At 74.3% G+C, this 12238-nt stretch carries 11 protein-coding genes and 1 pseudogene; 5 read left to right on the top strand and 7 right to left on the bottom strand.

Going from position 1 to position 12238, the window contains the following annotated elements; all coding sequences use genetic code 11:
* Nucleotides 1-998: carbohydrate kinase family protein (locus FM076_RS28265; protein ID WP_243274659.1), on the bottom strand; the 998-nt coding region annotated here is incomplete at its 3' end.
* Between the two features lie 186 nt (nucleotides 999-1184).
* On the opposite strand from FM076_RS28265, the gene FM076_RS28260 reads away from it, so the two are divergent.
* Nucleotides 1185-1937: a DeoR/GlpR family DNA-binding transcription regulator gene (locus FM076_RS28260; RefSeq protein WP_173873693.1), complete on the top strand. Its 753-nt coding sequence runs from the start codon at nucleotides 1185-1187 to the stop codon at nucleotides 1935-1937.
* Nucleotides 1934-3304, top strand: a complete 1371-nt coding sequence (locus FM076_RS28255; RefSeq protein WP_173873692.1) for a 6-phospho-beta-glucosidase — start codon at nucleotides 1934-1936, stop codon at nucleotides 3302-3304. Before FM076_RS28260 ends, FM076_RS28255 begins: the two co-directional genes overlap by 4 nt.
* Before the next feature lie 58 nt (nucleotides 3305-3362).
* On the opposite strand, the gene FM076_RS28250 is transcribed toward FM076_RS28255, so the two are convergent.
* Nucleotides 3363-3857, bottom strand: a complete 495-nt coding sequence (locus FM076_RS28250; RefSeq protein WP_173873691.1) for a DoxX family membrane protein — start codon at nucleotides 3855-3857, stop codon at nucleotides 3363-3365.
* 182 nt (nucleotides 3858-4039) lie between these two features.
* On the opposite strand from FM076_RS28250, the gene FM076_RS28245 reads away from it, so the two are divergent.
* Complete coding sequence (locus FM076_RS28245; protein ID WP_173873690.1) at nucleotides 4040-4792, top strand: SDR family NAD(P)-dependent oxidoreductase; 753 nt, start codon at nucleotides 4040-4042, stop codon at nucleotides 4790-4792.
* Here FM076_RS28245 and FM076_RS28240 read toward each other — a convergent pair.
* The 4 genes from FM076_RS28240 to FM076_RS28225 form a co-directional block, all read right to left on the bottom strand.
* Nucleotides 4777-5769, bottom strand: coding sequence for a dihydrodipicolinate synthase family protein (locus FM076_RS28240; RefSeq protein ID WP_173873689.1), 993 nt, complete (start codon nucleotides 5767-5769; stop codon nucleotides 4777-4779). The genes FM076_RS28245 and FM076_RS28240 overlap by 16 nt on opposite strands.
* Nucleotides 5766-7262 carry a sialate:H+ symport family MFS transporter gene (locus tag FM076_RS28235; protein ID WP_173873688.1) on the bottom strand — a complete coding sequence of 499 codons (1497 nt, stop codon included), beginning with the start codon at nucleotides 7260-7262 and terminating at the stop codon, nucleotides 5766-5768. Before FM076_RS28235 ends, FM076_RS28240 begins: the two co-directional genes overlap by 4 nt.
* A 110-nt stretch (nucleotides 7263-7372) precedes the next feature.
* Nucleotides 7373-8521, bottom strand: coding sequence for an MFS transporter (locus FM076_RS28230; RefSeq protein ID WP_180218752.1), 1149 nt, complete (start codon nucleotides 8519-8521; stop codon nucleotides 7373-7375).
* 193 nt (nucleotides 8522-8714) lie between these two features.
* On the bottom strand, nucleotides 8715-9848 hold the full coding sequence (locus FM076_RS28225; protein ID WP_173873687.1) for a hypothetical protein: 1134 nt from the start codon (nucleotides 9846-9848) through the stop codon (nucleotides 8715-8717).
* Between the two features lie 208 nt (nucleotides 9849-10056).
* Between FM076_RS28225 and FM076_RS34275 the strand changes: the two are divergent.
* Nucleotides 10057-10305, top strand: a pseudogene (locus FM076_RS34275) (type B 50S ribosomal protein L31); the annotation flags it as partial.
* A gap of 208 nt (nucleotides 10306-10513) precedes the next feature.
* On the opposite strand, the gene FM076_RS28215 reads toward FM076_RS34275, so the two are convergent.
* Nucleotides 10514-11164 carry an NAD(P)-dependent oxidoreductase gene (locus FM076_RS28215; RefSeq protein ID WP_173873685.1) on the bottom strand — a complete coding sequence of 217 codons (651 nt, stop codon included), beginning with the start codon at nucleotides 11162-11164 and terminating at the stop codon, nucleotides 10514-10516.
* 88 nt (nucleotides 11165-11252) lie between these two features.
* On the opposite strand from FM076_RS28215, the gene FM076_RS28210 reads away from it, so the two are divergent.
* A complete protein-coding gene (locus FM076_RS28210; protein ID WP_173873684.1) occupies nucleotides 11253-12170 on the top strand; it encodes a helix-turn-helix domain-containing protein in 918 nt (305 codons plus the stop codon).
* Nucleotides 12171-12238 lie beyond the last annotated feature (68 nt).

Below are 12238 nucleotides of genomic sequence, written 5' to 3'. Positions count from 1 at the left end.
AGCAGGTCGTCCAGGAAGGCGTACCGCCGCATCACCTCCGCGCTCTGGCCGCCGATCCGCCGCGCGTACTGCCACCAGGCGGCGATCTCGCTCCAGCCGGGCGCGGAGAGCGAACCGCCGAAGTGCTGGACCGACAGCGCCGCCGTCAGATTGGCGAAGGCCAGCCGGTCGGCGAGCGGCCAGCCGGCCAGGGTGCCGGTGGTGAATCCGGCCATGAACACGTCTCCCGCGCCGGTCGGGTCGAGCGCCTCCACCGCGAGGGCGGGGACGTCCGCGCGTTCCCCGGTGGTGCCGTCGATGGCCACGGCGCCGCCCGAGCCCTTCGTCACCACCGCGACCGGCACCAGTTCGGCGAGCGCCTCGACGGCCGCCTCGGGGCTGTCGGTGCGGGTGTAGTGCATGGCCTCCGTCGCGTTGGGCAGGAACGCGTGGCACAGCGAGAGGTCGGCCAGGGTGTCCGGGTCCCAGGCGCCGGTCTCGTCCCAGCCGGTGTCGGCGAAGACGAGACTGCCCTCGGAGTGCGCCTGCCGCACCCAGCCGCCCATCCGGCCGGGGGCCAGCGAGGCGACGCAGGCACGGGAGGGCGGCCGGGCGGCCACCGACACGCACGGCTTGGGCGCCTCGTGCCCGTGGCTGACCATGGTGCGTTCGCCGTCGTACGCCATGGAGACCGTGACCGGCGAGTGCCAGCCCTTGGCCCGGTGCGACGGCGTCAGGTCGATGCCCTCGCTGTCGGAGAGGGCCTCCCAGCAGTAGTCGCCGTACATGTCGTCGCCGAACGCCGCGGCGAGCGCGGTCCGCAGGCCGAGCCTGCGCAGCGCGGTCGCCATGTTGGCGACGCCGCCGGGGCTGGAGCCCATGCCGCGGGCCCAGGTCTCGGTGCCCCGCACGGGGGCATGGTCGAGGCCGGTGAAGACGATGTCCAGGAAGACGGTTCCCGTGAGGAACACATCGGTCTCGGGTCCGCCGTCCGAGCGCAGGGCGGCCAGCGGGTCCAACGAGCTCCCGGTCGGTGCCGGTTGAGCGCTCCCAGTGGTACTCAAGGCCGCTCGCCCCTCTCAGCTATGGCCAGAAGATGACTTCTCAGTGACTGGTTTGAGCGATACCTTGCACGCTTCCGCGCTCGCATGCAATACCTCGCTCACAGTCGCGCAGAGACGCGCAGCCGCGCTAGGGTGCTGGCCATGTTGCGCGAAACCCGGCACGAGAAGCTGCTGCGGATCCTTGGCGAGGAGGGCGTGCTGCCCGTCGGCGAGATCGCCCGGCGGCTCCAGGTCAGCGAGGCCACCGCCCGGCGCGATGTGACCGACCTGTCCGACGCGGGGCGCCTGCGGCGCGTCTACGGCGGCGCCGTCGCACGCGAGCCGGCCGAACGGCCCTTCGCGGAGGAGGAGGTGGACGACCTCCCCGCCAAGGACGCCGTCGCCGCCCGGGCCGCGGAGCTGATCGGCAACGGGGAGACGGTGCTGCTCGACATCGGAACCACCACCCTGCAACTCGCCCGGCTGCTGCACGGCCGGAAGATCACCGTCGTCACCTCCAACCTCGCCGTCTACGAGGAGCTGCGCTCCGACGCGGACGTCACGCTCGTCCTGCTGGGCGGCGAGGTGCGGCGCAACTACCACTCCCTGGTGGGCCAGCTCACCCAGGCGGCGCTGCGCGAGATCTACGCCGACCGCGTCTTCCTCGGTACCAGCGGCGTCCTGCCCGACGGCCGCGTGCTGGACACCACCGAGGTCGAGGTCCCGGTCAAACGGGCCATGCTGGGCGCCGCCCGGCAGGCGGTCCTGCTGGCCACCGCCCGCAAGTTCCCCGGCACCGGCAGCGCCCGTGTCTGCCAGGCCGGCGACATCGACATGCTGATCACCGGCCGGTCCTGCGACCCGGCCACCCTCGCCACGTTCCGCGAGGCCGATGTGGAGGTAGTACAGGTATGACGGGTACGACGGGCAGGACGGGCACGAGGCTCACGGTGCTGGGCGGCGGCGGCTTCCGCGTCCCGCTTGTCCACCGCGCGCTGCTGGAGGACGCCGACGGCACGGACCCGGAGGGCCGCTGCCGCGAACTCGTCCTCCACGACACCGACCCCGGCCGCCTGGCCGCCATCGGCGCCGTCCTCGCCGAGCAGACCGCCCGCCACGGGGGAGGCGGGCCGAAGGTGCGCACCACCACCGACCTCGACGAGGCCCTGGAGGGCACCGACTTCGTCTTCAGCGCCATCCGCGTCGGCGGTCTGGCCGGGCGCGTGGAGGACGAGCGCCTCCCGCTCGCCGAAGGGCTCCTCGGCCAGGAGACGGTCGGCGCGGGCGGGGTGCTCTACGGGCTGCGCACCGTGCCCGTCGCCACCCGCATCGCCGAGCGCGTCGCCGCCCTCGCCCCCGGGGCGTGGGTCATCAACTTCACCAACCCCGCCGGCATGGTCACCGAGGCCATGAGCCGCGTGCTGGGCGACCGCGTCATCGGCATCTGCGACTCGCCCGTCGGCCTGTGCCGCCGGGCGGCCCGCGCGGCCGGCGCCGACCCGGACCGGGCCCACTACGACTACGTGGGCCTCAACCACCTCGGCTGGCTGCGCCGGATCGTCGTCGACGGCACCGACCGGCTGCCCGCGCTGCTCGCGGACACCGCCGCGCTGGAGTCCTTCGAGGAGGGCAAGCTCTTCGGCGCGGAATGGCTGCGGGCCCTGGGAGCGCTGCCCAACGAGTACCTGCACTACTACTACCACCACCGCGAGGCACTGGCCGCGATCCGCGAAGCCGACGCCACGCGGGGCGAGTTCCTGGCCCGCCAGCAGGAGGGCTTCTACGCGAAGCTCACCGGCCCCGGCGCGCCCGACGGCGCCTTCCAGGCGTGGGACGCCACCCGCCGCGAGCGCGAGGAGACCTATATGGCCGAGAGCCGGCAGGCCTCCGGCGGCTGGGAGCGCGAGAGCTGCGACCTGGAGGGCGGCGGCTACGACCGCGTCGCGCTCGCCCTGATGCGGGCCATCGCCCGCAACGAGCGCACCACCCTCATCCTCAACGTCCGCAACCAGGGCGCCGTCCCCGGCATGGACGACGACGCCGTGGTCGAGGTGCCGAGCCTGATCGACGCCGGCGGGGCCCGCCCGCTGGCGACGGGACCGGTGGCGCCCGACCAGCTGGGCCTCATGCTCCAGGTCAAGGCCGTGGAACGCGCCGCCATCGACGCCGCCCTCGAAGCCTCACCCGCCTCGGCCCTCCGCGCCCTGGCCCTCCACCCTCTGGTGGACTCCGTCCACGCCGCCGAGCGGGTGCTGGCCGCGGCGGACCCGCTGAAGCGGTGAGCGGACCCCCGGTGAGCGAGCCCGCCCGGTGAGCGGGCCGCCCGCCGGGGCCGCGCTCTCAGCGGGAGGGCAGGGGCGACGCCTTCTTCGCGGGGAGGGGGCACCAGCCGCCCCGGCGGTGCCTGGCGCGGCCGCGCGCGGACTTGAGCCGCGCGTGGTGCGCGGCGTCACTGACGACGGCCACCAGTCCGCCCAGCACGGCCCCGTTCTTGGCGAGCTGGGTCCGCTGCGCCGCGCGCTGCCCGGGGTCCTCGTGCTCCCAGAAGGCGTGCCCGGCCACGGTGGTCGGCACCAGGGAGGCGGCGAGCGCGAGCGCCGCCACCCGCGGGGCACGCCCCGCGGTCAGCAGCGCCCCGGCGACGACCTGGACGGCGGCGTTCACCCGGACGAGGAGCACGTCGTCGTCCGGCAGCGCGGGCACCTTCTCCCGCGCCTTGGCCAGGAACGGCCCCGCCAGCTCGGCCCGGGGTTCGGGCTCGCTCAGCGACTCCATGCCGGCGCTGACGAAGAAGGTACCGAGGAGCGGTCGGGCGACAAGCTGCAGAGGTGTCATGCACGTCATGTCACGCGCACCGGCCCGGGTCCGCAACCCGGGACCCGCCAACGGGCGCAGCCGGCGGCCAGGGGAGCCCGCCCCGGGCCGCGGCCCGCGCTCACCCGGATGACGCGGCCGGAATGCGCCCGTCCGCGCCGGGAGGAAGGGTGGCGGACGGGGAGCCGGACGGGAGGCGCGGGATGAGCGGCGAGTTCGCGGGCAAGGCCGCGCTGGTCACCGGCGCGGCCTCGGGCATCGGGCTGGCCGTCGCACGGCGGCTCGGCGAGGCGGGCGCCTCGGTCGTGGTCGCCGACTTCGACGAGGACGGCGCGCAGGTGGCGGCGGGCGAGCTGGAGGCGGCCGGGACGCGCGCCGAGCCGCTGGTCGTGGACGTGACCGACCCGGACTCGATGCGGGAGGCCGTACGGTTCACCACCCACACCTTCGGCTCCCTCGACCTGGCCGTGAACAACGCGGGGGTCAGCGGCCCCTCGATGCCCACCGGCGAGTTCGAAGTGACCGCCTGGGACCGGGTCATCGCCACCAACCTCAGCGGCGTCTTCTACGGGCTGCGCCACCAGCTGCCCGTGATGGCCGCGGCGGGCGGGGGCGCGGTCGTCAACATGTCCTCGATCCTGGGCACCAACGGTTTCGCCGGCAGCCCGGCGTATGTCGCGGCCAAGCACGGCGTGGTGGGCCTCACCAAGACCGCCGCGCTGGAGTACGCCGACAAGGGCGTCCGCGTCAACGCCGTCGGGCCCGGCTTCATCGACACACCGCTGCTGCGCGGGACCGACAGTCCGATGCGGGAGCGGCTGGTCTCCCTCCACCCGCAGGGCCGGCTCGGCACGGCCGAGGAGGTGGCGGAGGTGACCGCGTTCCTGCTGTCGGACCGCGCCTCGTTCGTCCAGGGCAGCTACCACCTGGTCGACGGCGGCTACGCGGCGCGGTAGGGGCCCAGGCCCGCCTCGGCCAGGTGGCGGCCCACCTCGGCGCGTTCCTCGTCGGTGAGGGGGCGCATGGGCAGGGGGGTGGTGGCGGTGGCGATGACGCCGCGCCGCCGCAGGGCTTCCTTGAAGGCGCCGATGCCGGAGGAGTACGCGCCGACGCGGGCGGGGTCGCCGACCCGGGTGAGCGCGTACAGGCGGCGCAGCCGGGCCTGTTCCCGGGCCGCGGCCGGCAGGTCGCCGCGCCGTGCGGCCCGGTGGAGGGCGAGGTAGCCGTGCGGGTCGATGTTGCCGAGGCCGGGCACGATGCCGTCGGCGCCCAGGGCCAGGGCGGTGTCGGCCATCGTCTCGGAGCCGGTGAGGACGGTGAAGCCACGCTCGCGGGCACCGCCGGCCGCGGTGAGGTCGAGGAGGGTGCGCAGCTCCTCCAGGTCGCCGCTGCTGTCCTTGAGCCCGGCCAGCACGCCGTCGTCGGCGAGTTCGGCCGCGACGGCGGCGGGCAGCTTGCGCTGGACGTTGCCGGGGATGTCGTAGGCCCACAGCGGAAGGTCGACGGCGGCGCGCACCGCGCGGAAGTGGTCGGCCATCTCGCCCGGATGGGTGGGCGAGTAGAAGGGCACGGTAGCCACCACACCGTCGGCGCCCGCCTCCTGGGCGGCGCGGGCCTGGGCGATGACGCGGTGGGTGGTCATGTCCACCGCGCCGGCGAGCACCGGGACGGAACCGCCCGCGACGTGGCGCACCACCCGCAGCGCGTCGAGCTTGAACGCGTCGGTGTGGTAGGCGAGTTCGCCGGTCGAGCCGTTGACGAAGAGGCCGTCGACACCCGCCTCCAGGAGGAAGCCGCACAGCCGCTCCAGTGAGGCCGCGTCCAGTTCGCCGTCCTCGGTCAGGGGGGCGCACAGCGGCGGGAGCACGCCGCCGGACACGGCGCGGCCGAACGCGGTGCCGGATGCGGTGCCGGGCGCCGGGTGATCGTTCATCGGGTCGGACTCTCCTGGTCGTTCGGGGGTGCGGTACGGGATGCGGGCTGGGACGGGTCGGCGGCGAGGTCCTCGGTCAGGTCGGCCGCGGGGGCCGCACCGCGGTCGCCGCACAGCCGCTGGACGCGCAGCGGCGCGTCGAGGGCGATCAGCACGATCACCACCAGGGTGAGGGAGAAGGTCAGCCAGGCCAGGGAGGGGCCGAGGCGGTGTCCGCCGGCGAGGGAGGCGCCCAGCACGGGGGCCACGGCACCGCCGAGGGAGCCGACGTTGTAGGTGAAGCCGAGCCCCGCGGCGCGTTCGGCGGTCATGAAGTAGCCGCCGATGAGCTTGGGCAGCAGCCCGGAGATGCCCTGCGCGAACATCTGCTGGAAGAACAGCAGCAGCGCCAGCCACACCGTCTGCCCGCCGTCCATGGCGAAGACCGGCAGCACGAACAGGACGGACACGCACAGGGAGGCCACATAGGTGCGTTTGGTGCCCCACGCGTCGCCGAGGAAGCCGACCAGCACGCAGCCGGCGACGTTCCCGAACCCGGCGAAGAAGAGCATGTCGCTGACCGTCCCCGCACCGAAGCCGAGGTCTTCCTTGAGGTAGGTGGGCAGCAGCGCCTGGATGGGCCACGAGTAGAGGAAGGCGCAGAAGACGGTGACCATGAGCGTCACCATCATCGGGGTGCGCCGCCCGGCGAACTGCGCGGCGAACAGCACGAATCCGGCCGCGACGACGGCGGTGAGCGGCCAGACGAAGCCGCCCGCACGCTCGGTGAACAGCAGGAAGAGGCCCAGCGCGACGGCGACCGCGACGACGTGGTTGAGCGGGGCGCGGCGGCCGCGGAACAGCACGGTGACGAAGTCCCGCCGCTCCCCCGCACCGCCTGCGGCCCCGGTGCCCTTGCCGCGCACCCGCTGCCAGTCGTCCGACTCCTTCAGCCCGCGCCGCATCCACAGGGCCAGCGCGATCGGGACGACGCCGATCCAGAACATCGCCCGCCAGCCCCAGGCGGGGACGACGAAGCGGTACAGCTGCCCGGCGAGGATGGAGCCGACCGCGTACCCGGAGATGAGCAGCGCGCTGGCGCGGTTGCGGGCCGCCGCCGGCCAGCTCTCGATGACGTAGGTGGCGCTGGCCGAGTACTCCCCCGCCATGCCGAGGCCGAGCACCAGGCGGGCGGCGAACATCGACCAGTAGCCCCACGAGAGGCCGCAGGCGAGCGAGCCGGCGGAGTACAGGACGATGCTCAGGATCATGGCGGGCTTGCGCCCGTACCGGTCCCCGATCGCGCCGATGGCCAGCCCGCCGAACCAGCGGGAGATGAAGGCGGCCGACACCAGGGTCGCCGCCGTGACGGTGGACAGGCCGAAGGAGTCGGCGACCTCGGTCAGCACGAGGGTGATCAGGACGAAGTCGAAGCCGTCCATCAGGTAGCCCAGCCAGGCGGCGAAGAGCGTTCTGAAGTCGTGTGCGGTCAGCTTCGCGGTCGCTCCCGCCATCGTGCGGCGCCCCCTCGTGCCGTCGGAGGTAGGACATGGGATGTCCTGACGTGGCGGGGACGCTACACGCGCCCTGGGCGGGCCGACAAGAGCCGCGGGCCCACGCGTTGCTAGCCGTCCCCCGGCGCCGCGCCCCTCGCCGCCTCCCGCTCCCCGTCCCGCGTGCGCCACAGGTGCGCGCCCACCCCGGAGGCGAGGACGACGACGCAGCCGGCGAAGACCAGTCCGGCGTCCCGCAGTCCCAGCCCGGTACTGAGCGCCCCCACGCCCACGACGGGCAGCGAGATGCCCAGATAGGCCACCACGAACAGCGCCGAGATGGTGCCGCCCCGGCGCTCCTCGGGGGCGCGGGCACTCACCGCGGCCAGGGCCGAGCGGAAGGCCAGGCCCTGCCCCACGCCACCGGTGACCGCGCCGGTCACCAGCAGCGGCAGGGAAGCGCACAGCAGCGAGAACCCCACCTGCGCCATGCCCAGGACCAGGCCGAGGCAGCCGAGCGGCAGCGCCCGCGCCGCGCCGATGCGGGGCGTGAGCGCCTGGCCGAGCAGCGAGGCGCAGAAGACGGAGAAGACCACGGCGCCGGAGACCGCCAGGTCGCCGATGCGCAGGGTCTCGGACATGAACCCGGGCGAGACGGCGGTGAACAGGCCGAAGACGGCGAAGCCGGTGAAGCAGGCCAGCCCGGCCGGCACGAACACCGGCCGCACCTGGCGGGGCACCGCCATGCCGCGCGGCCGCAGACCCGGCCGGGACCGCGCGCCGCGCACCGTCTCGGGCAGCGCCAGGGTCAGGGCGCAGGCCACGGCCAGCAGCGCCAGATGGGCGGCGAAGGGCAGGGTCAGCGGGCGGGGCGCGTACTGGGCCAGGACGCCGGCGAGCAGGGGGCCGCAGCCCAGCCCTCCCATGTTCGCCGCGGTCGCGGCGAAGCCCCGGCTGCCCGCGGGTGCCAGTTCGAGGACGGCGGCCGTGGCCGCGCCGCTGAACAGCCCGGCGGCGAAGCCGGACAGCAGCCGCCCGGAGAACAGCAGCGGCAGCCCGCCCTCCAGCAGGAAGCACACGGCGCTGGCCGCCGACAGGCCGAGCGCCGCCAGCAGGACGGGCCGCCGCCCCAGCTTGTCGGACCAGTCACCGGCCACCAGCAGCGCCACGATCACGCCGACGGCGTAGACGGCGAACACGACCGTCACCATCAGCTCGCCGAAGCCGATCTCCGCACGGTAGAGCCCGTAGAGCGGGGTGGGCAGGGTGGTGCCGGCCATGCCGACGGCGAAGACGAAGGCAGCCGCCGCGTACCACAGCCGGCCGCCGCCCCGGGACCCGCCCTGGTCCGCCTGGGCGGTCTGCCGCTTGGCGGTGTGCGCCCTGTCGGTGTCGGCCTTGGCGGTGTGCTCCTCGCCGCGGGCCGTCACGGCGGCCGGCCCCGGGTGGCCGCCGCTCCCCCGGCCCGGGCCGTCAGCCCGCCCATGTGTAGCGGACCACGCCCGCGATCCTGCCGTGCTCGGCCAGCGCCCCGTCCCCCACGAAGACCACCTCCGCCTCGGTGGCGAGTGCCGCCTCGACCGTCTCGTCCACGATGTCGTCGTACACCTCGCCCGAGGCGTCGCTGTGGGCGTCGTCCGGCGCGGGCGCCAGATGGCCACCCACCAGCCGCACCTTCTGCCGGTACGGCTCCTCGACGACCAGCAGCGCGAGCCGGCCCTCGCGCGCCGCCCGCCACACCTCGTCGATACCCGCGACGAACTCGTTGCGGCCGATGGCGCTCCCGAGCCGCGCCAGGGCCTCGTCGCCCCGCGCCCGCAGGAGTTCGGCGCGGGCGGGCGCCACCGCCTCGAAGACCACGGAGGCCCGCGCGTTGGCCAGCCCGCCCTTGGGGACGGCGGCCAGCGCCTCGCGCGCCGCGTGGGTGCCGACGTCGGCCAGCGCGCTCAGCCCGTGCTGGAGCCCGGCCACCAGCAGCGGTCTGGGCTCGTTCTCCAGCGCCTTGGACAGTCCGGCGTCCACCGCGCGCAGATGCTGGAGCGCCGCCTCGTCGCGGTAGCCGGTGGTGAAGTCCCCGGTGCGGGACGCCCGCTCGCGCTCGGAGAGGTTCGTCTCGCTCTCGACCGGGAAGCCGTAGCGCTGCTCCTCGGTCAGCTGCTCGCCCGAGCCGCTCCACAGCCGGGCCTTGTCCTCGGCGAAGGTGAGCACCCAGTACGGGCGGTACTGGGCCTTGGCCGCGACCAGGTTGCGGGTGAGGAACGTGTCGTCGACGACGATGCGTTCGGTGTCGGTGCTCCGGGACAGGTGCCAGAACTGGTGCTCGTCCCGCGCCGCGAAGACGACCAGCGTGTCGAGCGCGTACACCAGGTCGATCTCGCTCTCGGCCGCCTCCAGTTGCGCCATCACGTCGTTGCGCACGGCCGCGGACACCTGCGGGTCGTCGGCCAGGCGCCGCCCCGCCTCGGCGATGACGTTGCGCAGCCGGACCGGGTCCTGGAACCGGTCCGGCTTGGTGCGGTGCGTGGGCACCACCAGTGTGACCGCGGGGTAGGGGCGGGGCTTCCGCAGGTCGGCCAGCACAGCGTTGGTCAGGTCGTTGGTGCGCATCCGTACCTCGCTTGGAAGGGGACGACGACCGCGCCCTCCAGCATCACGCGCCCGCACCGGGTCCGCACCTCGGCACCGCACGGCCGCGACACCGCACGGCCGCGGCGCCGACCTCCCCGCCGACCCGGCCCGACCAGGCAGGATGCCGTCCCAGGCGGCCGGACGTAGCCTGGATGGGGCGCCCTGTACGCGGGGGAAGGAGTGACTCGTGAAGTCTGAAACCCACCCCGATTACCACGAGGTGGTCTTCCGTGACCAGGCGGCCGGATACGCGTTCCTGACGCGCTCGACGGCCACCAGCGACACCACCATCGAGTGGGACGACGGACGCACCTACCCCGTCGTCGACGTGGAGATCTCCTCCGAGAGCCATCCGTTCTACACCGGAAAGGCACGCGTCGTGGACTCCGAGGGGCAGATCGCCAAGTTCCGCCGGCGCTACGAGGGCACGACGCCGGACGACGTCCTGCACTCCGCGCCCGCGAGCGAACCCACCCCCGAGGACGTGGTCCTCGCCTCCGGTCGCGACCTGACCGAGCGGAACCTCCAGTGGGCACGCGAGCGGATCGCCACGGAAGGCAGGGCGGCGCTGGACCGGCAACTCCCCTAGCCGCCCCGGCGGCTCCCGGCCGTCCCCGGCCGGCCGGGTCCCGCCCGTCCGCGCCTCAGTCACCCACGGTGAAGCGTTCCCGCACGTGCCGCGGGTTCTCGATCTCGTCGAGCACGGCGACGGCGTAGTCCTCCATCGAGATGCGGCTGTTCCCGTCGGCGTCCACGACCAGATCGTCCTTGCCCACCCGGTAGGTGCCCGTGCGGGCGCCCGGCTCGATGGTGGCGGCGGGGCTCACATTCGTCCAGCGCACGTCCTCGACGCCCCGCAGGTACTCCAGCGCGTCCCCGTGGGCGTGCATGATCTGCAGGATCGCCTCGGGCAGGCCCTCGGTGTCCCACACCCGGGAACCGTCCGGCCTGCGCAGCGACCCCGCACCGCCGACGAACACCAGCCGCGGCGCCTCCCCGCCCAGCGAGCGCAGCCCGGCGACCAGGGCCTCCGCCGCCGGCCTGATGGTGGCCAGATGGCCGGGGCCGTCCTTGCCGCCGACCGCGCTGACGACGACGTCCACGTCCTCGCCCACGGCCGCGACGGAGTCCGGCGAGAGCACGTCACCGGTGGTGACGGTGACGGCGTCCCGCGACGCGACGAACGAGTCCGGGTCGCGGACCACGGCCACGACATGGTGACCCCGGTCCAACGCCTCGCGGACGATCCTGCTGCCGATGTTCCCGTTGGCCCCGAAGACGGCGATGTGCGCCATGGTGGTACTCCTGGTGAGCTGCGCTTGTGCGACACCACCGAAGCTATCCGCACGGTGGTACCCCCGCGAGGTAAGGGCACGACCGACCATGGTGAGAAACGGACACACCACCGCCCCCATCCCCGAGCTGCCCTACGCCCCGCCACCCGGCGTACCCACCACGGGGGTGGAGGTCATGACCCTCTCCGACCTGCGCGACCGGGCGGCGGCGAGCGGCCAGCGGCTGTCCGACCCGCAGCGCCCCGGCTTCCACCAGCTCTTCGCCGTGGAGGACGGCACACTGCGCCAGGCGGTCGACTTCACCGACCGGACGACCCCGCCCGGCGGCTGGCTGTGGGTGCGGCCGGGACAGGTGCAGCAGTACGGCGACCTGAGCGGTGTGGAGGGCACACTGGTCCTCTTCCAGCCCACCTTCCCCGACCCGGCGACGGCCGCGGCGGTCGGTCTGGACGAGGCGAGCGGCGCCGTGGCCCGCCACCCGGTGGCCGAGCACGCCCGTGCCGTCCGGCTCGCCCTCGACCACCTGCGCTTCGAGTTCGCCGCCGGAGCACACGCGCACGCCGCCGACGCCCACACCGAGGTCCTCCGGCACCTGCTCGCGGCGCTCCTGCTGCGGCTCCTGCGCCTGACGGAGGCGGACGGCGGCACCCCGGACCCGGGACACGCCACCTCGGACGCCTTCCGCCGCTTCCGCGCCGCCGTGGAGCGGGACTTCGCCCGCAGCCGCCGCGTCACCGACTACGCCCACGCCCTCGGCTACTCGGCGCGCACCCTCTCCCGCGCCACCCACGCCGCGGCCGGCGTCGGCGCCAAGGAGTTCATCGACCGCCGCGTCATACTGGAGGCCAAACGCCTCCTGGCGCACACCGACCACTCCGCGGCCCGCGTCGCCACCGCCCTCGGCTTCGCCGACGCCACCAACTTCGCCAAGTTCTTCCACCAGCGCACAGGACAGGCCCCCGGCGCGTTCCGCGCCGCCGTGCGGGGAGGATGCGGTACGTACTGATGCGGCGGAGCGGGTGGGAGGGTGTTCCTCCGACCCGCTCCGGGTGTCGCATGCGTGTGTGGTGTTGC

Origin of the sequence: Streptomyces albus subsp. chlorinus, from assembly GCF_013302895.1 — a bacterium.
Classification (GTDB): domain Bacteria; phylum Actinomycetota; class Actinomycetes; order Streptomycetales; family Streptomycetaceae; genus Streptomyces; species Streptomyces chlorinus.
Note: the sequence above shows the minus strand (reverse complement) of the source record. Positions and strands in the feature narration are given on the sequence as shown.

Bases quoted from the DNA above. Each gene is read 5' to 3' on its own strand.
- FM076_RS28260 (WP_173873693.1), top strand. From the start codon at position 1,185: ATGTTGCGCGAAACCCGGCACGAGAAGCTGCTGCGGATCCTTGGCGAG.
- FM076_RS28255 (WP_173873692.1), top strand. From the start codon at position 1,934: ATGACGGGTACGACGGGCAGGACGGGCACGAGGCTCACGGTGCTGGGC.
- FM076_RS28250 (WP_173873691.1), bottom strand. From the start codon at position 3,857: ATGACACCTCTGCAGCTTGTCGCCCGACCGCTCCTCGGTACCTTCTTC.
- FM076_RS28245 (WP_173873690.1), top strand. From the start codon at position 4,040: ATGAGCGGCGAGTTCGCGGGCAAGGCCGCGCTGGTCACCGGCGCGGCC.
- FM076_RS28240 (WP_173873689.1), bottom strand. From the start codon at position 5,769: ATGAACGATCACCCGGCGCCCGGCACCGCATCCGGCACCGCGTTCGGC.
- FM076_RS28235 (WP_173873688.1), bottom strand. From the start codon at position 7,262: ATGGCGGGAGCGACCGCGAAGCTGACCGCACACGACTTCAGAACGCTC.
- FM076_RS28230 (WP_180218752.1), bottom strand. From the start codon at position 8,521: ATGGCCGGCACCACCCTGCCCACCCCGCTCTACGGGCTCTACCGTGCG.
- FM076_RS28225 (WP_173873687.1), bottom strand. From the start codon at position 9,848: ATGCGCACCAACGACCTGACCAACGCTGTGCTGGCCGACCTGCGGAAG.
- FM076_RS28215 (WP_173873685.1), bottom strand. From the start codon at position 11,164: ATGGCGCACATCGCCGTCTTCGGGGCCAACGGGAACATCGGCAGCAGG.
- FM076_RS28210 (WP_173873684.1), top strand. From the start codon at position 11,253: ATGGTGAGAAACGGACACACCACCGCCCCCATCCCCGAGCTGCCCTAC.